Below are 22,180 nucleotides of genomic sequence, written 5' to 3'. Positions count from 1 at the left end.
GAAAGCTATGATTGTCATGGGTCACACTATGGCAGGAGCAGCTTCTGGAGAGACCGTGTCGACACGGCGCCGAAGGGTTCACAATCTCAGGCAAACGGACAGAAGAGTAATCACATGCAGCGACGGGCATTCATAGAATGTCGCAGTGGCGTGTATGGATTATTCCTTTGATTTTGTTGAGATTGGACATTCGTCCAGTCTCTTTTTTCTTTTTCAGGACCGACAGAACGGTCTGAAGCGTAGAGAAACCATCACAAGGAGGAGTTCAGGTTTGGAACAGCAAGGATTAAAGCGGGATTTATCGAATCGTCATGTCCAATTGATTGCGATTGGTGGAACGATCGGAACAGGGTTGTTTTTAGGATCGGGGAAAGCGATTCAGCTGGCCGGTCCATCGATTGTATTTGCTTATCTGCTTGTCGGGATTGCGATTTTCTTCGTCATGCGGGCACTCGGAGAGTTACTGTTGTCAAAAGCCGGTTATCAGTCCCTGACGGATATCGCGGAAGATTATCTCGGACCGCGCGCCGCGTTCGTAACCGGCTGGACGTATTGGTTCTGCTGGATCATGACGGCGATGGCCGACGTGATCGCCGTTGGTGTTTACGTCAAATACTGGTTTGATATCCCACAATGGATTCCGGCCGTTATCGCCCTGTTGATCTTACTCGGCTTTAATCTCCTGACGGTCAAACTGTTCGGAGAACTCGAGTTTTGGTTCGCCTTGATCAAAGTCGTCACGATTTTAGCCTTGATCGGCGTCGGAATCGTCTTGCTCGTGATAGGCTTTAATACGGATGCAGGACCGGTCACGGTCAAGAACTTGTGGCAGCACGGCGGGATGTTCCCGAACGGTGTCACCGGATTCCTGTTGTCGTTCCAAATGGTCGTCTTCGCTTATGTCGGAGTGGAACTGGTCGGAGTCTCGGCCGCCGAAACGGCTGATCCGAAAAAGAACATTCCGTCCGCAATCAATAAAATTCCGTTACGGATTTTGTTCTTCTACGTCGGTGCCTTGCTTGTCCTCTTGATGATCAATCCATGGACCGGACTGAACGCAACGGAAAGTCCGTTCGTCAAGACGTTTAGTCTGATTGGGATTCCGGTCGCGGCCGGAATCATCAACTTCGTCGTTCTGACATCAGCCGCATCTGCTTGTAACAGCGGAATGTTCTCGACGAGCCGGATTCTCTATAATCTCGGGAATCAAAAACAGGCACCCCAATCATTTTCGAAGCTCAATAAAAATCATGTGCCGGCGAATGCGTTGTTCGTCTCGACGCTGGTCGTCTCGGGTGGGGCTCTGTTGAGTAAATTACTTCCGGGACAAGCGTTCAGCATCGTGACGACGATCAGTGCGATCTGTTTCATCTGGGTTTGGGGCGTTATTCTCGTCTGTCACTTGAAATACAAGAAGACACAGCCTGAATTGCATGCTGCGTCGACGTTCAAAGCGCCGTTGACACCATTCGTCAATTACCTTGTGCTCGGTCTGTTCACACTGATTTTAATCGTCATGCTCGTTGCGGACGAAACGCGTCCTGCGCTTCTCCTGACACCGGTCTGGTTCATTGGATTGTTTGTCCTGTATCAGCTGCGGACGAAAAAACATCAAAAAGCAGAACGTCACAGTGCGTAATGCATCAAAGAAATAAACAAAGACCCGATTCCCTGCCGAACAAGACAGGGAGCCGGGTCTTATTTTTTGATACGAGACTCAGCGGTGAAATGCGCCATCCGCCAACTGTTTTTTCAAGGCTGTTGCCTTTTTACGAATCGCCTGCTGATCGCTTTTATCCCGTTTTGCCCACTGCCGGTACATCATCGACATCCGTTGGTTACCGGCGAAACGTTCCTCGTGCCGGGCGATGAAGTCCCAGTATAAGGCGTTGAAGGGACAAGCATTGTCGCCAAGCGCATCCTTCTGGTTAAAGGGACAGTTCCCGCAGTAATCGCTCATCTTATGGATATAGTTCGCCGAGGCAATATACGGTTTCGTCGACAGGAGACCACCGTCGGCATGCAAGGCCATGCCAAGGACATTCGGCAGGACGACCCAATCATAGGCATCGATATACATTTCGTTGAACCAGTCTGCTGTCTGTTGCGGGGAAATCTCAAACAGATTAGCAAAGTTCCCGAGCACCATCAGCCGCTGGATGTGATGATTGTGCGCCGTTTCGATGACAGGTCGCAGCGACTCCGCGACACACGTCATCTTTGTTTCGCCATCCCAAAAGAAGTCCGGCAAGTCACGGTTGTGTTTGAGGACATTGACCTGTTCGTACCCCGGCATTTCACTTAAATAAACCGCCCGCATGTATTCGCGCCAACCGAGAATCTGCCGGATGAATCCTTCAACAGCGTTGAGCGGTGCGTCCTGCTCTTCCAGTGCGGCGGCCGCGGCTTTAATGACTTCGTCCGGTGACAGTAAGCCGATATTGATCGACGAGGAGAGCAGGGAGTGCGATAACGTATCTTCTCCCGTCAGCATCGCATCCTGATAAGTGCCGAACGTCTCAAGCCGTTCGTCGATAAACCGGGCGAGCGCGCGCTGTGCTTCCGCTCGGGTGACCGGCCAGTGGAACGTTTTAAGCTGACCCGGATGATCGGCAAACGACGTGTCGACTTTTTTCATGACGTCACGGGTAATCTGATCCGGTCGGAATCGGATCGGTGCTTTAAAATCAACGCCATCCTTCGCCGGTTTCCGATTCTCCGAATCAAACGACCACTTTCCGCCGAGCGGCTTATTCCCGTTCATCAATAAACGGCGGTCTTTGCGAAGTTGCCGGTAAAACCGATCCATCTTCCACGGTTTATCCCCAAGTAGTGCCACGGCTTCGTCCTGCGTCAATAAAAAGAGCGGGACGTCGGAACAGACGTCGACAGTGATTGATTTCGGGAGAGCATCCTGAAATTTTTGCATGACACGGCGCATCGGTTCGTCTGTGGTGGCTGTATAGAGGAGGTACGTCGGTTTGTACTGTTTCTGGTGCTGCTTCCAAGCATCGTCAAACGAGTCCGCTTCCCGGTAATCGACTTTAAATCCTTTGTCCCGGAGTTCTTCTGCGAAATGACGCATCGCCGAAAAGATCAGCACCAATTTTTGTTTATGATATGCCTTCCAGGTCGAGCGGGACGTTGCTTCGACATCAGGATGATATCTTCTTCTGGATCCGCTTCTGTCAGAAGCGGTAAGCTGTGACTGAGTTGATTGCCGAAAATCCAGCGCGTTGCCATGCACGTTCCTCCTTTTTCTTCTATAGGAGTATATAGCCCGTTTGCTGGAAAGTATGTCTTCGGATGTGTCCTATTACACTCGGAAGCCGATTTATTTTTAAGTGGAGACACCCAATATTTTAATTTATGAATGACCTGTGATAGGGTTATACTGGAAAGGTAAGTTGTCGTCATACGAGCGCTCTCAACTGGTATGACAGGTCCATAATATCAAACGGGGATAGGAAGGATATCATGAGCAGTATGCCTAAACAAACAGATGTTATTTTGATTGGTGCCGGAGTCATGAGCGCAACGTTAGGGGTCTTATTAAAAGAGCTTGCGCCGGACATGAAGATTAAAGTATTCGAGAAGTTAGCGAGTGCTGGGGAAGAAAGCTCAAATGAATGGAATAACGCGGGGACGGGTCACGCTGCACTTTGTGAACTGAACTATACGACGGAAAACGCCGACGGAACGATCGACATCAGCAAGGCCGTTAAGGTCAACGAACAGTTCCAACTGTCGCGCCAGTTCTGGTCGCACCTCGTCAAAGAACAAGTCTTGCCGAATCCAAAAGAATTCATAATGCCGATTCCACATATGAGTATGGTCGAAGGCGCGGAAAACGTCACGTTCCTGAAAAAACGATTGGAAGCGCTCTCAGCTAATCCGTTGTTTAAAGGGATGGAGTTTTCGGAAGATCCGGAACAGCTGAAGCAGTGGATTCCGTTAATCATGGAAGGCCGGACGTCACCGGAGCCGATTGCAGCAACTAAAATCGATTCGGGAACGGACGTCAATTTCGGAGCACTGACACGGATTATGTTTGATCATTTAAAACAACTTGATGTCGAGATCAACTACGGTCACGGTGTCGAAGACTTGAAACGGGTCGACGGCGGCTGGGAAGTCAAAGTCAAAAACGAACGCGACAACCGGATTGAACATCATACCGCGAAGTTCGTCTTTATCGGCGGCGGCGGCGGAAGCTTGCCGTTGCTTCAAAAAACAGGGATTCCGGAGTCGAAACAGATTGGCGGATTCCCGGTCAGCGGCTTGTTCCTCGTCTGTAAAAATCCAGAAATCGCCGAGCGTCATCATGCGAAAGTCTACGGGAAAGCGAAAGTCGGTGCACCGCCGATGTCTGTCCCGCACTTGGATACACGTTACATCGACGGTCAAAAGTCACTCTTGTTCGGACCGTTCGCCGGCTTCTCGCCGAAGTTCCTCAAAACCGGATCGAATCTCGATTTGATCACATCCGTCAAACCAAACAATGTGTTGACGATGCTGGCGGCAGGAGCAAAAGAGATGGGACTGACGAAGTACTTGATCGAGCAGGTCTTACTGTCGACGGAGCAGCGGATGAACGAACTGCGTGAGTTCATTCCGAACGCCAAAACGGAAGACTGGGATGTCGTCGTTGCCGGTCAACGGGTGCAGGTCATCAAAGATACACCACAAGGCAAGGGGACTCTCCAGTTCGGAACGGAAGTCGTCAGTGCGGCAGACGGTTCGGTCGCAGCGTTGCTCGGCGCGTCACCGGGTGCCTCAACAGCGGTGCCGGTCATGCTGGAAGTGCTAGCCAAGTGTTTCCCGGATCAACTGCCTGGTTGGGAAGCAAAAATCAAAGAAATGATTCCGTCGTACGGCACGTCACTCGTCGCGAATCCGGAACTCTTTGATCAAATCCACGCCGAAACAACCAAAACACTTGAATTAACGGAAGCACAACCGATTCGTTAAACACATCATAAGAAGCAAAAAAAGCCCCGTTCTCTTGAAGAGAGCGGGGTTGTTTGTGTGAAATCAGCCGCGTTGACGGAAGAAACGTGTTTTCTTTAGGGCAATCCCGACTGGAATCGCGACGAGAATTCCGACGACGTTTTGGATGAGGTTACCCGGAATTGAACCAACTGGAGCTGTCCAACTGCTGAAGGCAATTCCTTCATGGACAAAGTACACAGCGAGCATTACCGGAACCGATAAAATCATCCCGATTAGATTAAATTTGACGTTATTTCCGTTTCGTCCGCCCGACCATGCGATCCAACCGACGATTAAACCTTGAAGACCGCGTGCGATAAATGTTCCAGGGAACCAAATCATGAAGCCGGTCAGGATATCATAGAGTCCCATTCCAACTGCACCGGCAATCATTGCCGTCCGGGGTCCGAAGAGAATCGCAATCAAGAATAACATTGCTGTTCCAAGATGGACAAATCCGCCGTTTGGAGCAATCGGTAACTGGATTTTAACGAGCAGAGTTGTGATCAGAACAAGTGCAATCGACATTGAAGTGATGACGAGTTGCCGGGTACGAGTGCTTGAATACGGTGCTGCTTTTTGCATGTGTCAGACCTTCTTTATGATAGATTTTGAATACTCTCAATCTATCAGATTTCTGGACTAGCTAAAAGTATCAATTTCGACCAATTTATAGGGGTCAGTTTAAATCTGAATCTTTACTAATGAAAGTACAAACTTAAAAGGGGATTTTCCGTGACTTCTACGGGAAAAAGCGCGTTTACGCGCTGGTAGAGGCAGGTGAGACCCGGCTTTAAGACCTGTTGGTCGCCAAAGCCGCGGCTTGCGCCTCGCCCGAGAAAAGCACGGGAAAAATTCTCTTTTGTTGATGGAGATTCTGTTCATACTAGATTTTACAATCAAAAAACGCCTTGCCGAAGCAAGACGTTTTCATAATCAGTTACGAATCATATAATCGAAAGCACCGAGTGCTGCTGTAGCACCTGATCCCATCGAGATGATGATCTGTTTGTAAGCACTGTCCGTACAGTCGCCGGCTGCAAAGACACCCGGGATGTTCGTTGCGCCATGACGATCAACGAGGATTTCACCGAACTTGTTGCGTTCGATCGTTTCGCCGAGCCAGTCTGTGTTTGGCACAAGACCGATCTGGACGAAAACGCCTTCGAGCTCGACATGGTGCTCAGCACCTGTTTCGCGTTCGACATACGTGATGCCGTTCACTTTATCCGTACCCGTGATTTCCTTCGTCTGGGCGTTGGCAACGACCGTGACGTTCGGAAGACTCGCGAGACGGTCTTGTAAGACCGCGTCCGCTTTCAGTTCCGGTGCAAATTCAAGCACCGTCACATGTTTGACGAGACCGGCCAAATCAATCGCCGCTTCGACACCAGAATTCCCGCCGCCGATAACCGCAACGCGTTTTCCTTCGAAGAGTGGACCGTCACAGTGAGGACAGTACGCAACCCCTTTGTTCTTGAATTCAAGTTCGCCAGGCACACCGATGTTACGCCAGCGTGCTCCTGTTGAGAGGATCAGACTTTTCGTTTTCAAGACCGCACCGTTTTCAAGCTCCAGTTCCACGAGGTCTTTCTTCTCAAGACGTGTCGCCCGTTGAAGGTTCATGACATCGATCCCGTACTCTTTGACGTGTTCTTCAAGACTCGCCACGAGTTTCGGACCTTCCGTATACTTCATGCTGATGAAGTTCTCGATACTCATCGTATCCATGACCTGACCACCGAAGCGTTCCGCGACGATTCCCGTCCGGATTCCTTTACGTGCCGCGTAAATCGCAGCACTGGCACCGGCAGGACCGCCACCGACGACAAGAACGTCGTACGGGTCTTTGTCCGCAAAATCAGAAGCGTCGACACCTGTACCGAGTTTCGCGAGAATCTCTTCGAGGGACATCCGACCGTTTCCGAAGGCTTCGCCGTTGACGAAGACAGTCGGGACAGCCATGATTTCTTTTGCTTCGACTTCTTGTTTAAAGGCACCGCCGTCAATCATCGTGTGGCTGATATTCGGGTTCAGGACACTCATGACGTTTAGGGCTTGAACGACATCCGGACAGTTGTGGCAGCTGAGACTGATGTACGATTCGAAATGATACGTTTCTTTGATGCCTTTGATCTGTTCGATCAGTGCGGCGTCGACTTTCGGCGCGCGACCGCTGACTTGGAGTAACGCCAAGACGAGGGACGTGAACTCGTGACCGAGTGGAATCCCGGCAAACGTAATGCCGCTCTCTTCCCCGACACGGTTGACGCTGAAGCTTGGTGTCCGCGGCAAGGCCGCCTGTTCGATGCTGATTCGTGGTGACATGCTCGCGATTTCTTCGACGAGCTCGCTCATCTCAAGAGAAACGGAGTCTGTCCCGGCGCTTACCGCGAGGACAAGATCTCCTTCCAATAAATCGAGGTATTGAGCGAGTTGTGCTTTAATATCTGCTGCTAAAGCCATCTCAAATCCGCTCCTTAAATTTTTCCGACGAGATCAAGGCTCGGTGTAAGTGTTGCAGAACCTTCTTCCCATTTCGCTGGGCAAACTTCGCCTGGGTTGTTGCGTACATATTGTGCTGCTTTGATTTTGTTGACGAGTGTGCTTGCATCACGGCCGATTCCGCCTGCGTTGATTTCAACCGTTTGGATGACGCCGTCCGGATCGATGATGAACGTTCCGCGGTCAGCCAGTCCGTCTTGCTCGTTTAAGACTTCGAAGTTACGTGAGATGACGTGTGACGGGTCACCAATCATGACGTACTCGATTTTACCGATTGTTTCTGAAGTTTCGTGCCATGCTTTATGTGTAAAGTGCGTGTCTGTTGAAACCGAGTAAACTTCAACGTCAAGCGCTTTGAGTGTTGCATATTGGTTTTGAAGATCTTCGAGCTCAGTCGGGCAAACGAATGTAAAGTCTGCTGGGTAGAAACAAACGACACTCCATTTTCCACGAAGGTTGGCATCTGTAAGATCGACGAACTCTCCGTTGTGGAATGCTGATGCACTAAATGGTTTTACTTCACTTCCGATTAAAGACATGATAAAAATCCTCCTGTTGGGTTCTATTTAAGAATCTGTTCTAGTAGAAAGTAACAACTGTATCTATCACACTAGAATAATTCTAATCTAATACTAATTTCATATAGACGCTCAGTTTTGTCAAGACATAACCTGCAATTTCCTATTCTGATAAACAAAGTGTGAACAAAAAAAGAACTTCCATTTCCTTAAATGAAACAGGAAATGGAAGCTGTATAAGTTACTGCCAGTCCGTATGGAACGTTCCTTCGCGATCGGTCCGGGCATACGTATGGGCTCCGAAATAATCACGCTGGGCTTGCAGGATGTTCGCATTGGAGTTCGCCGTCCGGTAGCTGTCGTAATACGTCAGCGATGTGCTGAGACACGGAGCAGCGAGTCCGGATAATGAACTTTCAGCGACCACCTGACGCAGTGACGTTTGATAGTCCTGAACTTTGTCCGCGAAGTACGGTGCAAGCATTAAGTTCGCAAGCGACTCGTCTTTCGCAAACGCCTCACTGATGACATTGAGGAACTCGGCACGGATGATACAGCCGCCGCGGAAAATCAAAGCGATTTCCTCGAGGCGCAAGTTCCAGTCATACAGTTCGGATGATGTTCGGTACTGTGTGAAGCCTTGGGCGTAAGCCGCGATTTTCCCCATGTAGAGGGCTTGGCGGATCCGTTCGATCCAGACTTCTTTGTCGAGCGTCTCACGGGTTTCCGGTCCACCGAGGACGGTAGCAGCGGCGACACGTTCTTCTTTGACAGCCGAGAGATAGCGGGCGAAGAGGGCTTCCGTGATGATGGACGAAGCAATCCCGTTATCAATCGATTGCATGCTCGTCCATTTGCCTGTCCCTTTTTGACCGGCTTGGTCCAAGATGACATCGATCAACGGAAAACCGGTCTTATCATCTTTTTTGCGGAGAATATCGGCCGTAATCTCGATCAGATAACTTTTCAGCTCGCCTTCATTCCAAGATGCGAAGACATCCGCGATTTCTTCAACGTCAAGGCCGAGACGGACCCGGAGGAAACTGTACGCTTCCGCGATCAGCTGCATGTCGGCGTATTCGATCCCGTTATGGACCATCTTGACGAAATGACCGGCCCCTTTTGGTCCGATGTAGACGCAGCACGGCTCACCGTTCACTTTGGCGGCAATCTTCGTTAAAATCGGTGCGACTTGCTCGTACGCTTCTTTTGTTCCGCCCGGCATGATGGCAGGACCGGTCCGGGCACCGACTTCACCGCCGGAGACACCGACACCGATGTATTCGATTCCGTGTTGTTGCAACTGATCGAAGCGGCGTTCCGTATCATGGAAATGCGAATTCCCGCCATCCATGATGATGTCGCCTGTTTCGAGGTGCGGAATCAGCGACTCGATGACCGAATCAATGGCGCTTCCGGCCGTGACCATGACGAAAATTTTTCGTGGACGGGCAAGGGATTGGACAAAATCTGCCACCTCGTAATAAGGATGTAGCGACAATCCTTCGTTATGTGCCATTAAGTCGTCCGTTAAATCACGTGTGTAGTTATAGACAGCGACATCTTCCTGATGACTTGCCATGTTGAGGGCGATGTTGCGCCCCATGACGCCGAGTCCGATGACTCCGATTGAATGTAGCATAGTATACCGACTCCTTTTTTAGACGACGAGACTGAGCAGGAGAACGAATCCAAGTCCGAAGACGGAAATGATTGTCTCAAGCAAGGTCCATGTCGCGAAAGTTTCTTTCATCGTTAATCCGAAATATTCTTTAAACATCCAGAATCCGGCATCGTTGACGTGTGAAGCGATCAAACTGCCGGCTCCTGTCGCAAGGACGACAAGTGCGAGATTGACATCCGATTGACCGAGCAACGGAATGACGAGCCCGGCTGTCGTCAGTGAAGCGACGGTTGCCGAACCGAGTGAAATCCGTAAGATGGCGGCGATGATCCAGGCGAGTAAAATCGGTGATAATGTCGTATCTTCAAACATCTGAGCGACGAACTTACCAACACCGCCGTCAATCAGGACCTGCTTGAAGGCACCACCGCCGCCGATGATCAGTAGCATCATCCCGATTTGTGTGATGGCCGTCGTACAAGAATCCATGACGGTTTTGATCGGAATCTGACGTGCCAGTCCCATCGTGTAGATGGCGACGAGTAAGGAAATCAACATCGCTGTTGACGCGTTTCCGATGAATTGAACGGCAGATAAAACAGAGTTACTTTCCCAACCAAGCGTTTTTTGCAATAACGTTAAAATCGTTGCGATCGACATCAGGAGGACAGGCAGCATCGCTGTGAAAACACTGATCCCGAATCCTGGTGTCTCGTCTAAATTAAATTCTTTTTGTTCCCCGAGTGACGCAATGTTGCCGGTTTTTTTGAATGATTCCGGTACGATCCGTTTCGCGATTTTTGTAAAGATCGGACCGGCGATGATGACGGTCGGCACGGCCACGATAAAGCCGTATAAGAGAACTTGTCCCAGATCGGCCCCGTACTCCCCGGCGATGACGGTCGGCCCCGGGTGTGGCGGCAGGAAACCGTGAGTGACCGATAACGCAGCGACCATTGGAATTCCGAGATACAGGATCGAGACGCGCAACTGACGTGAGATGGCAAAGACGATTGGAATCAATAACACCAGTCCAACTTCAAAGAATAACGCGATCCCGATGATGAATGATGCGACGACGACAGCCCATTGGATATTCTTTTCCCCAAACTTCGCGACAAGCGTCATCGCGATTCGTTGCGCACCCCCTGCGTCGGCAATCAATTTTCCGAGCATGGCACCGAGCCCGAAGATCAAGGCGAGGTGACCAAGCGTTCCGCCGAGACCGGCTTCAATCGTCGTGACGATTTGATCAAGCGGCATTCCGAGCAGTAAAGCGACGACAAACGAGACGATGATTAACGAAACGAACGTATTTAATTTTAACCCCATAATTAAAACGAGTAACAGAACAATCCCGATGGCAACAATGACTAATGGCATGTGACTTCCCCCAAAAACGTTAAATTAAATTTCTTTTTGAATCAAACCCCGTTGATACGTAGCGATGCGTCGGTAATCGGTTTCGAGAACGCGCGCCAAACTGATGAAGATCGGTAACAACTGACGGTATTCGTGCATTGCTTCCTCATTCGGCACATGGCGATGTGTATCGCCGATCATATCTGCTGCCACCTCGAACGAATCGACTTCCCCTGTCGCATACAATCCGAGAATACAGGCCCCGAGACATGAACTTTCAAAACTTTCCGGAATGACGACTTCTGACTCGAAAATATCCGCCATCATTTGACGCCACACTTCAGAACGGGCGAACCCCCCGGTTGCCTGAATCCGTGTGACCGGACCATCCATACATTCGATTAACGCCAGGAAGACAGTGTACAAGTTATAAATGACACCTTCCAGGGCGGCCCGAATCATATGTTCCTTTTTGTGCGATAACGTCAAGCCGAAGAACGAACCGCTGACATCCGGGTTCCAAAGCGGAGCCCGTTCGCCCGACAGATACGGATGGAACAGTAAACCGTCTGATCCCGGACGGACGCGTTCGGCGATTTTCGTCAGGACGGCATATGGATCAATGCCAAGACGTTTCGCGGTCTCGACTTCCGCCGAGGCCAGTTCGTCACGAATCCAGCGTAAGACCATGCCACCGTTATTGACCGGTCCACCGATGACCCAATGGTTTTCGGTTAAGGCGTAACAGAAGATCCGGCCTTTTTCATCCGTTTGCGGACGGTCGATGATCGTCCGGATGGCGCCGCTCGTTCCAATCGTAATGGCGATTTCGCCTTTCCGGATCGCATTGACGCCGAGATTCGACAGGACGCCGTCGCTTGCCCCGATCAGAAACGGTGTTGCCGGATTCAAGCCGGTTTGTTTGGCGTAATCCGCTGACATGTCGGTAAAGGACGTCGTCGTCGAAACCGGTCGCGACAATTTGGTTGCATCAATGCCTGCGACCTGCAACGCTTCCGCATCCCAGTCAAGATCATGGATGTTGAATAAACCGGTCGCTGAAGCGAGTGAATGGTCGATGACGTATTGTCCAAACAGACGCTGGAAGACAAATTCCTTGATGCCGATGTATTTTTTCGTTCGCGCGGCAATGTCCGGATGTTCTTCGACGAGCCAGCAAATCTTACTGAGCGGCGACATCGGATGGACCGGAGTTCCGGTGCGGTGATAAATCGAGTAACCGTACTGTTCCTTGATTCGGTTCGACCAGACTTCGCTCCGGCTGTCAGCCCACGTGATGCAGGCGGTCAGCGGTTGATCGTGTTCATCCATCGCAATCAAGCTGTGCATCGCACTGCTGAAGGCGACGAACTTCGGTTGCTCCATCGGATGTTGTTTCGTCATCAACCGGATGCTTTCGAGCACGGCATGGAAAATTTCTTCCGGATCCTGTTCCGCCGTCGAACGATTCGGGGTATGCAGCGGATAACCGACATTCGTTTGTCCGACGACTTCCCCTTTTGTCGTAAAGAGTACGGCTTTGGTGCTCGTCGTCCCGATATCAATCCCTAACATGTGTTCAGTCATGTGGTTCGACTCCTTTCGTCATCAGTTGTTGCGATTTCCATAAATCCTCAACTTCTTGCACATCATCGAAGTTCTGATGGAGCGAAGCAATCATTCGTTTGCGGTCGCCGGTTTCGATTGCTTCGATGTAGAGTGCATGGTTCTCGAGAATTCGGTCAAAATCTTCGATGTCGTCTTCGATTCGTTGACGCATCGACAGCAGGATGAAGCTTTCCATGACAGGTTTGAGATTCTGCCACATCATGCTGACGTATCCGTGGTCAATCGACCGGATGATTGTTTCATGGAACAGAACATCCTGATATGAAAATTCATCTGCGTCTTTGTATTTGACGGCAATCTTCATCATTTCAAGCACCTTGCTTAGCTCCCGAACCAAATCCTGACGATTCATCTTAACAATCCGCTCGAAGACGAACGTCTCGATTAAAAGACGGACATCGTAAATTTCCTGGATGTCTTGTTTGGACAGTCCGACGACAACGGCGCCCATCCGTTCCAGCCGGATGATGCGTTCTGACGCCAACACCTTCAGGGCATCCCGGACAGGAGATCGGCTGACGGAAAAATCAGCGGCTAATTTGTTTTCAGATAAGACGGTACCGCTCTCAATCTTGCCGGAAATGATCCGCATGCGCAGTTCATGGGCGACACGATCACCGGCGGAGGCTTTTGATAACCATTTAATCGGGTATAAAAGATCGGACATAAAAAACACCCTCTTTGTCGAATAAGTATACTTGTATACAAGTAGTATAAACGAGGAAAACTAAAATGCAAGCGCTTTAATTAAATTGTCATCTTTATCAAAATTACGACTTTTCGATGTGATAGGCTAGAGAACGAAAGCGTAGAACAGATCGTAAGACATCAGTCAGATGGAGGGATAAAATGAAAATTTTAGTAGTTGGTGCCGGTGCCGTCGGTGGTTATTTCGGGGCACGATTGGCGGAAAAAGGGGAAGACGTCACATTTTTAGTTCGGGAGCAGCGATTACAGGAGTTAAAAACATCAGGACTCGAAATTAACAGTCTGCATGGTGATATCCATCTTACGCCACGTTTAATTGAAGCAGGGGCAGACGAGACCTTTGATGTGATTCTCTTGTCGACAAAAGCCTATCATTTGGAACAAGTGTTGCACGATATCGCACCTTTTGTTTCGGAACATACATATATCCTACCGCTCTTAAACGGCATGGCACATTTGAAACAGTTAGTGGACCGGTTTGGAGAACAGCATGTGTTGGGTGGACTCTGCTTTATTGAATCGACGCTTGATGCACAAGGACGTATCCTTCAGACGAGTCCGTCCCACCATCTGTTATTTGGTCCATTGCCGGGAACCCGGCCAGACCGTTTGGAAGAACTGAAGCAGCACCTAGAGGGGACACTAGCGCCGATTAAATACTCGGACTCGATTACCAGCGATATGTGGAATAAGTATCTGTTCATCACGACGTTTTCCGGTGTGACGTCGCTTTTCCGTTCAGCAATCGGTCCGATTCGTTCGCAGGAAGAAGGAATGATGATGATCCGCCGCCTGGCAACGGAAGCCAAAGAAGCGATGGAACGCCAAGGTGCTGTGTTCAGTGATGGGATTGAACAGATCCAACAGCAACAGATCGCACAAATGGATGAAACGATGAAGTCGTCCTTACAACGTGACATGGAGAAAGGTAATGAAGTCGAGTCAGCTCATTTGTTCGGCACACTTCTTTCGAAAGATGAAGCGACGCAAGTGATGTTGCCGGCGATTTATGCAAATCTCGAAATTTATCGTATGTCGAGAAAAGATGTTTAACTAATTGTTATATAGGGAAAGTTTGTTAGGTTATATTGAGCCTATATTTTTCATAATCCACAATAATGTGTAATTTTCAGCTATTCGTTGACTTGCTGAATTGCATTCAACTATCCTTGAAAAGACAAGATGGTTAAAAAAGCAAAATATATTTTATATTTTTTAAATGAAAACAGAAGTGAGAGGGGAATTATTTTACATGAAACGTATTATTATCCGTGCGGGTATGACACCGTTTGAACAGTTCGACGCAGAATATTTGATGAAGCATAACTCAATCGGAGGGAACGTCGGAAACCTGATTTATCAATACAGTATTTTCCGCACCTTGATGACAGAGGGCACGACGATCACACCGGATTACTACTACTATGAAGAAGAGCGTGCAGATGAAATCAATGCGAACTTCGATTTATATGTCATTCCACTCGCTGATGCATTCCGTAAAGAATTCGTCCCGACACTTCGTAAATATACAAAATTGATTAAAAAACTAAAGATTCCGGTCGTCGTCATCGGTGTCGGTTTACGCGCACCGTTTGAAGCGAATTTAAACGACGGTTTCTCATTTGATGAAGACGTTAAAGCGTTTGTCAGCGCAGTTCTTGAGCGCTCAAGCATGCTTGGACTTCGCGGCGAAATCACATCAAAATATTTGACGCGTCTTGGTTTCCGCGAAGGAATCGATCACAAAGTCATCGGTTGCCCATCGATGTATGCGTTTGGTCGTGATTTGAAAATTCGTGAAACGAATATCACAAAAGATTCAATGATCGGTGTCAACTCGTCACGTCTTGCACCGCAAAACGTCCTTAACTTCATCACACGCGGAATGGAAGAGTACCCGAACCACTACTTCATCCCGCAATGGATGAAAGAGTTGCGTTTGACGTACACAGGAACACATCCGATTGCTGACTTATCCGTCACGAACTATCCGGTCAAGATGTCGGATCCGACTTACATGAACGACCGTGTCCGCTTCTTCTTAAACGCGCAGACATGGATCGACTTCTTGAAAGAAGCTGACTTCAGCTTCGGAGCACGTCTTCACGGTAACATCACGGCAACACTTGCCGGAACGCCAAGTATTCTGATTCCGAAAGATGCACGGATGCGCGAATTAACGGATTATCACCAATTGACACACATTTGGGCAAATGACATCACAGACAGCACACGCTTGTCGGATGTGATTGAGTCGGCTGACTTCCAGAGTCCGACACGTGTTCAAGCACGTAACTTTGATAACTTCGTGGAATTCCTGAATACAAATGATCTAGAACACATCTACAAAGAAACGAACTATCCGGAGAACGTTCCGTTTGATCGTGAAATGGCCAAAGCAGAGTTGCTTCCGGTCGTTAAACCGATCACAGGAATCAGTATCGAAGAAGCTGTTTCACGTTTTGAATCATACTTCCCAGCAGAAGAACAAAAAATCGTGGCAGCTCAAAAACGCGATAAAGCGAAAATGGCTGAAAAAGATAAGAAAATCAAATCACTTCAAGGCAAGTTGAACAGTCAAACAAAAGAAATGAAGCATCAACAAGGCACATTGAACCGGAAAGCGGTTCGCATGGCATTGAAGACAGCTGATTTGTTTGCGAAGAAATAAGCGACAGACGTCTTATACCGTTTTGGTGTAAGGCGTTTTTTTTTACATGATAAATTCTGAATTGTGTTGACAATTCAAAACAGGGTTGGTACTGTTATGAAAAATTACATTCTTATCCAGAGAGGTGGAGGGACTGGCCCTTTGAAGCCTCAGCAACAGGTCGAAAGATACTGTGCTAATTCCTGCGGGTGTTGTACCCGATCGATAAGCTTCCTTTGATTGTCGACCGACGCACCCATGCATGTGGGTGCGTTTTTTTTTAGTTTAACGAGAAAAAGAGGAGTGTGGAGGAGCAATGAAAGAAGGAACGTTTCGGCGGAAAATGGAATCCCGGCATATCGTCATGTTGTCACTCGGAGGTGTCATCGGGACCGGATTATTTTTAAGTACAGGCTATACGCTCGAGCAGGCCGGTCGGGTCGGCACGATTTTATCTTACCTGGTCGGAGCGCTGGCGGTTTATCTGGTAATGCTTTGTCTAGGGGAGCTGGCGGTACATATGCCGGAGACGGGTGCCTTTCACAGCTACGCGACGAAATATATTGGATCCGGAACAGGCTATACCGTCGCCTGGCTTTACTGGCTGACTTGGACGGTCGCGCTCGGTTCGGAATTTACGGCAGCCGGTTTATTGATGCAACGCTGGTTTCCGGATGTTCCGGTCTGGCTGTTCAGTGCTTTATTCGTCGTCATGATTTTAGGCATCAATGTCTTGACGGTCCGCTTGTTCGCGGAAGTTGAATTTTGGTTTTCTGCCGTCAAGGTGCTGACGATTTTAGTGTTCATCGTCTTAGGAACAGCAGCAATCGTCGGATTCTTGCCCCTCGCGGACGGCTCACAAGCACCGCTTCTCGCTCCGTTGACGGAGGGGGGCCTGTTTCCGAACGGAGCGTTCGCGATCTTGATGACGATGCTTGCCGTTAACTTTGCCTATTCCGGAACAGAGTTAATCGGGATTGCAGCAGGTGAGGCGGTCGATCCGAAACGGACGGTTCCTCTCGCCATTCGAACAACAGTCTTCCGGCTCGTCTTATTTTTTGTCGGGACGATCATTGTTCTTGCGATTCTGTTACCAAATGATTCAAAAGGAGTGCTTGAAAGTCCATTCGTTGCTGTGTTTGAACGGATCGGTCTTCCGTTTGCAGCAGACATCATGAACTTCGTCATCCTGACCGCGATTTTGTCAGCAGCGAACTCGGGTCTGTACGCCGCATCACGGATGCTCTGGTCTTTATCCGATCAACGGATGATTACGCCGTACTTTTCTAAATTAAATGCGAGCGGAGTGCCGATACGTGCCGTTCTCTTCAGTATGCTCGGTGGTCTGCTTGCCCTGTTCTCCAGCGTCTATGCACCGGGTTCCGTCTACATTGCGCTTGTCTCGATCTCGGGACTGGCAGTCGTCGTTGTCTGGATGAGTATCAGCGCCTCACAGTTCATGTTCCGCAAGCGCTATCTGCAAGAGGGGCATGATCTAAACGATTTGGTTTACCGGACGCCCTGGTATCCGTTTGTACCGATTCTGTCGTTTTTAATGTGTTTGGCTTCATTGATCGGAATCGCCTTTGATCCGACGCAACGGGTCGCCCTCTATTTCGGGGTTCCGTTTATCGCGGTCTGTTACATCGTTCATCATCTGACAAAAACATCATGGAAACGGAGTGTGGAAGATGTCAAAGAACAACAATCCAGTTGAACGACTGTTAAAAGAAAAACCCTATATTTTATTGGACGGAGCACTGGCGACGGAACTTGAACGCCATGGGAGAAATCTCGATGATCCGCTTTGGTCGGCCCGTGTACTGCTTGAAGAACCGGAACAGATTCACCGCGTCCATGCGGATTATTTTAAAATCGGGGCGGATTGTGCCATCACGTCCAGCTACCAAGCGAGTGTCGCCGGCTTCAGCAGCCGGGGGATTAAAGAAGAGGAAGCGATTGAACTGATGAAACAAACGGTCTATCTGGCACAGCAGGCGCGTGCGGAAACCGGACCGGCAGCGGATCACGCTTTGATTGCGGGATCGATTGGTCCTTACGGTGCCTATCTTTCGGACGGATCCGAATACATCGGTCATTACGGAGTCGACGATGCGCAACTTGAAGCTTTCCACCGTCCTCGTCTGGAAGCGTTAATCGCGGCAGGTGCGGACGTGTTGGCATTTGAGACGATTCCCTCCTTGCAGGAAGCCGAAGTGCTGTTCCGGCTGCTCGAAGAATTTCCGGATCAGTCGGCCTGGCTTGCCTTTTCCCTGCGTGACGCAACACACATCAGTGAAGGAACATCGTTGAGTGAGTGTATCAAGGCATTAGGGGAGCACCCGCAACTGGCGGCAATCGGCGCGAACTGTTTTCCGGCATCGATTGCGACAGAGTTCATCACGACATTAAAACAACTGACCGATGTACCGATTATCGTCTATCCGAATTCCGGTGAGCAGTATGATCCGGTCAGTAAGACCTGGTCCGGTGAAGCAGTGTGTACGGCTTTCGAAGACATTGCTCCGGAATGGTATGCCGCAGGTGCCCGGTTGATCGGCGGATGTTGCCGTACGACACCCGAGCAGATTGAGCGGATTCAACAGAAGGTGACAATCGGTTAACCGGAAGTCATGTCTAATAAGGACAAAAAAAGAGAGCGGAATTTTGCATCCGTCCTCTTTTTAGACTGATATTTCGTATTTTCAGAAACTCACCGTTCCCGTAACGCTTGGTTGAACTGTTTCAGCAACCGACCGAACGATTCGGCATCTTCATCCGGCCAGTCATGTAATAACCGTTCGATGCTCGTTAAACGGGCTGTCCGGTAAATTTCGAGCTCTTGTTGACCGTAATCTGTGATGTTGTAAAAGAAGGCCCGGCCGTCTGTTGGGTCTTTTATTTTTTCGACTAATTTTTTCTGATCGAGCGCAGCCGCTTGTCGGCTGACGGTCGAGACGTCGAGTTGCAACTCACGGGCAAGGGTTTTGACACCGACTTGACCGGAGTCGGATAACTGGCGCAAGAGTAAATAGGAAGCACGGTCCAGGTTCCGATTATCGGCCGTTGCCGTCGTTAAACGACGAATAAGAATCGCCAGTTCCAGTTCAATTGTTTCCAGGGATTGATTCGACATATTGTCACCTCTCATTAGCATTCATTGCCCTCATCATTACGCACGGGCTGTCCTCTGTCAATCAAAGGCAGGCTTCTTGACAGGATTATAGTTGTATTATACAATCATAAATGTTATTTAATTGTATCTTGAAACTTGTTGTTATGAACTTATTTTAATTACAGCGTCTGATGAAGGAGAATTCTGATGAAAGCTTATCAATCGATGAAAGAAACCGTCATTACGGTCAATGAACAGGATACGATCCGGACGGTAGTAGAACGTTTTATCACATCCGGTATCAGTGGGGTTCCGGTCGTCAACGGAGAGCAGGAAGTCGTCGGCTACATCAGCGACGGCGATATCATGCGGGCCATCGGCAAACATAAAGACATCATTGTCGATACGTTTTTATATGTCGATGTCATCAAAGGCGATGATGAAAACTATGAAGAGCGCGTCCGTCACATCCTGACGCGTCCTGTCATGGACATGGCACGCCGGAAAGTCGTGACAGCGACGACAGAAACCGAGATGGAAGAAATTGCAGCGACACTCGGTTCAAAACGAATTAAAAAATTACCGATTCTAAAAGACGGCAAGCTCGTCGGAATCATCAGTCGCGGTGACGTCATCCGTCATTCGTTTAAACAGTTTATTTAAGAAAGAAGGATTTATATGGCTCTTGCGGAAAAAACAACGACACTTGCGCCTGAAACAGTTCTATCGGAAAGCAAACACGGTTTACTGCATCAACCGATTGCTGTTTGGGCGGTATTCTTTGCCAGTATCACGGCATTCATGGGAATGGGGCTCGTCAATCCGGTCCTACCGACGATTGCCGAAAACCTCGAAGCATCAAAAAGTGAAGTTACGCTACTATTTACAAGTTATAACGCCGTCATGGCATTTGCGATGCTGATTACCGGCGCGATTTCTTCACGGATTGGTCAAAAGGGGACATTGATGCTCGGGATTGCGGTTATCGCAACTGTTGCCGGTTTTGCGTCACAGGCCGACAGTATTTGGACACTTGTCGCGTTACGCGGCGGTTGGGGACTCGGAAATGCACTGTTCGTCGCGACAGCACTCGCAGCGATTGTTTCCCTTTCATCCGGTGGAACAGCGAAAGCGATCATCTTATATGAAGCGGCAGTCGGTCTCGGGATTTCAATCGGTCCACTGCTCGGTGGAACACTCGGTTCGATCACATGGCGCGCGCCTTTCATGGGTGTTGCGACGATCATGGTCATCGCGTTCCTCGTGTTGTTATTCCTGATGCCGAAACCGGTCGCAACAGCGACACCAGCGAAAAAGATTTCATTGATTGCACCGTTCCAGGCCATGAAACACCGGTCTTTACTGACACTTGGAATCGTTGCAGCCTTGTATAACGTCGGCTTCTTTACGATCATGGCCTATGCACCGTTCGTCATGAAATTACCGGCAAAAGGGCTCGGCTTCGTCTTTCTCGGTTGGGGGATGTTGCTTGCTCTGACATCCGTGTTAACAGCACCAAAATTAAAACAATGGCTCGGAACAATCAAAGCAATGGTACTGATGCTGCTCTTGTTCGCCGTCTTGTTGTTATTAATGGGGATCTTTACCGAAACACCAGCTGTCGTCATCGTCTGTGTTATTCTTGCCGGGGCAGTGCTCGGGAATAACAATACTTTGATTACGACGGCAGTGATGGATGCAGCACCGGTCGAACGTTCGACGGCATCCGCTGCATACAGTTTCTTACGTTTTCTCGGGGCAGCCATCGCGCCATTCATGGCCGGTAAATTGGCTGAAATCTATAACGCCAACTTGCCGTTTTATGTCGGTAGCGCGTTCGTCTTACTGTCTGTCGTCATCATCGGGGTCAATCTCAAACATATTCGTCATATCGACACAGCAGATAGTGGACATTGATTTAAACAGCAAACGTCCCTTCTTTCGCCAAATCAGCGGAAGAAGGGACGTTTTTTTAGTAGTCTCAGGGTTTTGGATACGTCGTTTCCAAAAAAGCGACGGAATGGATAATCAGTTCCCTTAAGACAAGCAGGTCGACATCTGCTAGTTTATTGATATAGACACAGCTTTTTCCGCTCTTATGTTTGCCGAGACGCACCAGGAACTGCTCGCGCTCCGGACCTGTTGCGAAATAGAGGCTGATGTTCGCTTTGCGGGGCGAGAATCCGACAAGAAATGAATCGCCTTCATGTCCGGAAGAATATCGATAATGATAGTGACTAAATCCGATCATCGTGTCCCCCCACATAACGGCAGGATACCCGGTCATCTCTTCAAAAATCTGTCGTAATTGTTCACAGTCTGTCCGTTTTGACAATGGCGTGATCGTATTCAAAAAGCCATCGACGCTTTGATCCGTCGGTAACGTCTTTTGCTGATTAGTCATAAGAAAACCCCTTTCGCGAGTGGGCGACAGTCATTTCGATTCGATACAAAACCATTCCCTGTCTGACAGGTATTCATTCAAAAAGAGGTGATTCTATTGAAACATATAATCTCGTTTGCAGGATATGATGAGACGATTGACTGGCACATCGTCGAAGTGAATCAAGCTTTGACTACATTGCAACTGGAAATATGGCATCAAGAAATCAAGCTGCATCAAATGACGTTATCCTTTTCGGAGTATGACCGATTTGCCCGCGAATTTCGGATCGTTCATGAACAGTTACCGGGAATCGTTTTTTTTGAAAAAGGTGATTTTACATTTGAGCTGATTTACGACCGGCTCGGTCATGTCCGGATCGAATGGTGTCTTGCCGGTGAACCGAAACATGTCCTGCCGTCTGATCAGAGTTATATTGGGCAAGCGCTCGCTTTGATTGGTGTCTATACTTAAAAAGGGGCTGACTCAAAAGTCATTCCCTACAAAGAAAAGGATGGCAGATTCTAATTCTGCCGCCCTTTTTTCATTTAAACAGGAATCACTCGTTTCACGCAACTCCTACAGGAAAAAGTGCATTTTTGCGCTGTCAGAGACAAACAAGACCCGCTTTCCTGTCTGAATCAGGCAGGGAAACTGGCTTGTGTCTCGCCTGAGGAAAGGGCGTGAAAAGATG

20 protein-coding genes and 2 riboswitches are annotated in these 22,180 nt (G+C 49.0%); of the genes, 9 read left to right on the top strand and 11 right to left on the bottom strand.

The genetic code is table 11. The annotated features are described in order from the left end of the window. Nucleotides 1–34 precede the first annotated feature (34 nt). A riboswitch (glycine riboswitch) is annotated at nt 35–112 on the top strand. Between the two features lie 159 nt (nt 113–271). Beyond that, nucleotides 272–1,639: an amino acid permease gene (locus AC3IRK_RS15480; protein WP_131503599.1), complete on the top strand. Its 1,368-nt coding sequence runs from the start codon at nt 272–274 to the stop codon at nt 1,637–1,639. A 78-nt stretch (nt 1,640–1,717) separates the two neighbouring features. Here AC3IRK_RS15480 and AC3IRK_RS15475 read toward each other — a convergent pair whose 3' ends face one another. Together AC3IRK_RS15475 and AC3IRK_RS15470 are read right to left on the bottom strand one after the other, a co-directional pair. Continuing rightward, nucleotides 1,718–3,103 carry a cryptochrome/photolyase family protein gene (locus AC3IRK_RS15475; RefSeq protein WP_489170211.1) on the bottom strand — a complete coding sequence of 462 codons (1,386 nt, stop codon included), beginning with the start codon at nt 3,101–3,103 and terminating at the stop codon, nt 1,718–1,720. Continuing rightward, on the bottom strand, nt 3,097–3,243 hold the full coding sequence (locus tag AC3IRK_RS15470; protein WP_489170210.1) for a hypothetical protein: 147 nt from the start codon (nt 3,241–3,243) through the stop codon (nt 3,097–3,099). Before AC3IRK_RS15470 ends, AC3IRK_RS15475 begins: the two co-directional genes overlap by 7 nt. A gap of 234 nt (nt 3,244–3,477) precedes the next feature. Here AC3IRK_RS15470 and AC3IRK_RS15465 point away from each other — a divergent pair, with 234 nt between their 5' ends. Continuing rightward, a complete protein-coding gene (locus AC3IRK_RS15465) occupies nt 3,478–4,971 on the top strand; it encodes a malate:quinone oxidoreductase (RefSeq protein WP_489170209.1) in 1,494 nt (497 codons plus the stop codon). Between the two features lie 63 nt (nt 4,972–5,034). On the opposite strand, the gene AC3IRK_RS15460 is transcribed toward AC3IRK_RS15465, so the two are convergent. From AC3IRK_RS15460 to AC3IRK_RS15430, 7 genes are all read right to left on the bottom strand, one after another. After that, nucleotides 5,035–5,577 (bottom strand): ECF transporter S component, encoded by a 543-nt coding sequence (locus AC3IRK_RS15460; protein WP_489170208.1) that lies wholly within the window; start codon nt 5,575–5,577, stop codon nt 5,035–5,037. 351 nt (nt 5,578–5,928) lie between these two features. Continuing rightward, entirely contained in the window at nt 5,929–7,458 is a 1,530-nt protein-coding gene (gene ahpF / locus AC3IRK_RS15455) for an alkyl hydroperoxide reductase subunit F (protein ID WP_026827068.1), read from the bottom strand. A 14-nt stretch (nt 7,459–7,472) separates the two neighbouring features. Then, entirely contained in the window at nt 7,473–8,036 is a 564-nt protein-coding gene (gene ahpC, locus AC3IRK_RS15450; protein ID WP_012371860.1) for an alkyl hydroperoxide reductase subunit C, read from the bottom strand. Between the two features lie 220 nt (nt 8,037–8,256). Beyond that, a complete protein-coding gene (gene gnd, locus AC3IRK_RS15445) occupies nt 8,257–9,657 on the bottom strand; it encodes a decarboxylating NADP(+)-dependent phosphogluconate dehydrogenase (protein WP_489170207.1) in 1,401 nt (466 codons plus the stop codon). A gap of 18 nt (nt 9,658–9,675) precedes the next feature. Then, nucleotides 9,676–11,022 carry a GntP family permease gene (locus AC3IRK_RS15440; protein WP_026827070.1) on the bottom strand — a complete coding sequence of 449 codons (1,347 nt, stop codon included), beginning with the start codon at nt 11,020–11,022 and terminating at the stop codon, nt 9,676–9,678. 24 nt (nt 11,023–11,046) lie between these two features. After that, nucleotides 11,047–12,588: a gluconokinase gene (gene gntK / locus AC3IRK_RS15435; protein ID WP_131503592.1), complete on the bottom strand. Its 1,542-nt coding sequence runs from the start codon at nt 12,586–12,588 to the stop codon at nt 11,047–11,049. Beyond that, nucleotides 12,581–13,297, bottom strand: coding sequence for a GntR family transcriptional regulator (locus AC3IRK_RS15430; protein WP_131503591.1), 717 nt, complete (start codon nt 13,295–13,297; stop codon nt 12,581–12,583). The genes gntK and AC3IRK_RS15430 overlap by 8 nt, the downstream gene beginning before the upstream one ends. Nucleotides 13,298–13,479: 182 nt before the next feature. Here AC3IRK_RS15430 and AC3IRK_RS15425 point away from each other — a divergent pair, with 182 nt between their 5' ends. From AC3IRK_RS15425 to mmuM, 4 genes are all read left to right on the top strand, one after another. Further along, nucleotides 13,480–14,391: a ketopantoate reductase family protein gene (locus tag AC3IRK_RS15425; protein WP_489170206.1), complete on the top strand. Its 912-nt coding sequence runs from the start codon at nt 13,480–13,482 to the stop codon at nt 14,389–14,391. Between the two features lie 199 nt (nt 14,392–14,590). Next, the gene (locus AC3IRK_RS15420) at nt 14,591–16,009 is read left to right on the top strand and encodes a polysaccharide pyruvyl transferase family protein (protein ID WP_188004944.1); all 1,419 of its coding nucleotides are present in this window, start codon (nt 14,591–14,593) and stop codon (nt 16,007–16,009) included. 109 nt (nt 16,010–16,118) lie between these two features. Then, nucleotides 16,119–16,220: riboswitch (SAM riboswitch) on the top strand. A gap of 84 nt (nt 16,221–16,304) precedes the next feature. Continuing rightward, nucleotides 16,305–17,705 (top strand): amino acid permease, encoded by a 1,401-nt coding sequence (locus tag AC3IRK_RS15415; RefSeq protein ID WP_188004943.1) that lies wholly within the window; start codon nt 16,305–16,307, stop codon nt 17,703–17,705. Continuing rightward, nucleotides 17,680–18,612, top strand: a complete 933-nt coding sequence (gene mmuM / locus AC3IRK_RS15410) for a homocysteine S-methyltransferase (RefSeq protein ID WP_489170205.1) — start codon at nt 17,680–17,682, stop codon at nt 18,610–18,612. The genes AC3IRK_RS15415 and mmuM overlap by 26 nt, the downstream gene beginning before the upstream one ends. A gap of 89 nt (nt 18,613–18,701) precedes the next feature. Here mmuM and AC3IRK_RS15405 read toward each other — a convergent pair whose 3' ends face one another. Further along, nucleotides 18,702–19,124 carry a MarR family winged helix-turn-helix transcriptional regulator gene (locus AC3IRK_RS15405; protein ID WP_114596736.1) on the bottom strand — a complete coding sequence of 141 codons (423 nt, stop codon included), beginning with the start codon at nt 19,122–19,124 and terminating at the stop codon, nt 18,702–18,704. A gap of 186 nt (nt 19,125–19,310) precedes the next feature. Here AC3IRK_RS15405 and AC3IRK_RS15400 point away from each other — a divergent pair, with 186 nt between their 5' ends. After that, nucleotides 19,311–19,766 (top strand): CBS domain-containing protein, encoded by a 456-nt coding sequence (locus AC3IRK_RS15400; protein ID WP_131503587.1) that lies wholly within the window; start codon nt 19,311–19,313, stop codon nt 19,764–19,766. 15 nt (nt 19,767–19,781) lie between these two features. Next, complete coding sequence (locus tag AC3IRK_RS15395; protein ID WP_026827079.1) at nt 19,782–21,020, top strand: MFS transporter; 1,239 nt, start codon at nt 19,782–19,784, stop codon at nt 21,018–21,020. Nucleotides 21,021–21,084: 64 nt separating this feature from the next. Here AC3IRK_RS15395 and AC3IRK_RS15390 read toward each other — a convergent pair whose 3' ends face one another. Next, on the bottom strand, nt 21,085–21,507 hold the full coding sequence (locus tag AC3IRK_RS15390) for a DUF1801 domain-containing protein (protein ID WP_489170204.1): 423 nt from the start codon (nt 21,505–21,507) through the stop codon (nt 21,085–21,087). 96 nt (nt 21,508–21,603) lie between these two features. On the opposite strand from AC3IRK_RS15390, the gene AC3IRK_RS15385 reads away from it, so the two are divergent. Further along, the gene (locus tag AC3IRK_RS15385; protein WP_489170203.1) at nt 21,604–21,960 is read left to right on the top strand and encodes a hypothetical protein; all 357 of its coding nucleotides are present in this window, start codon (nt 21,604–21,606) and stop codon (nt 21,958–21,960) included. Nucleotides 21,961–22,180: the final 220 nt, after the last annotated feature.

It is taken from the genome of Exiguobacterium sp. GL_137, assembly GCF_057834585.1.
Note: the sequence above shows the minus strand (reverse complement) of the source record. Positions and strands in the feature narration are given on the sequence as shown.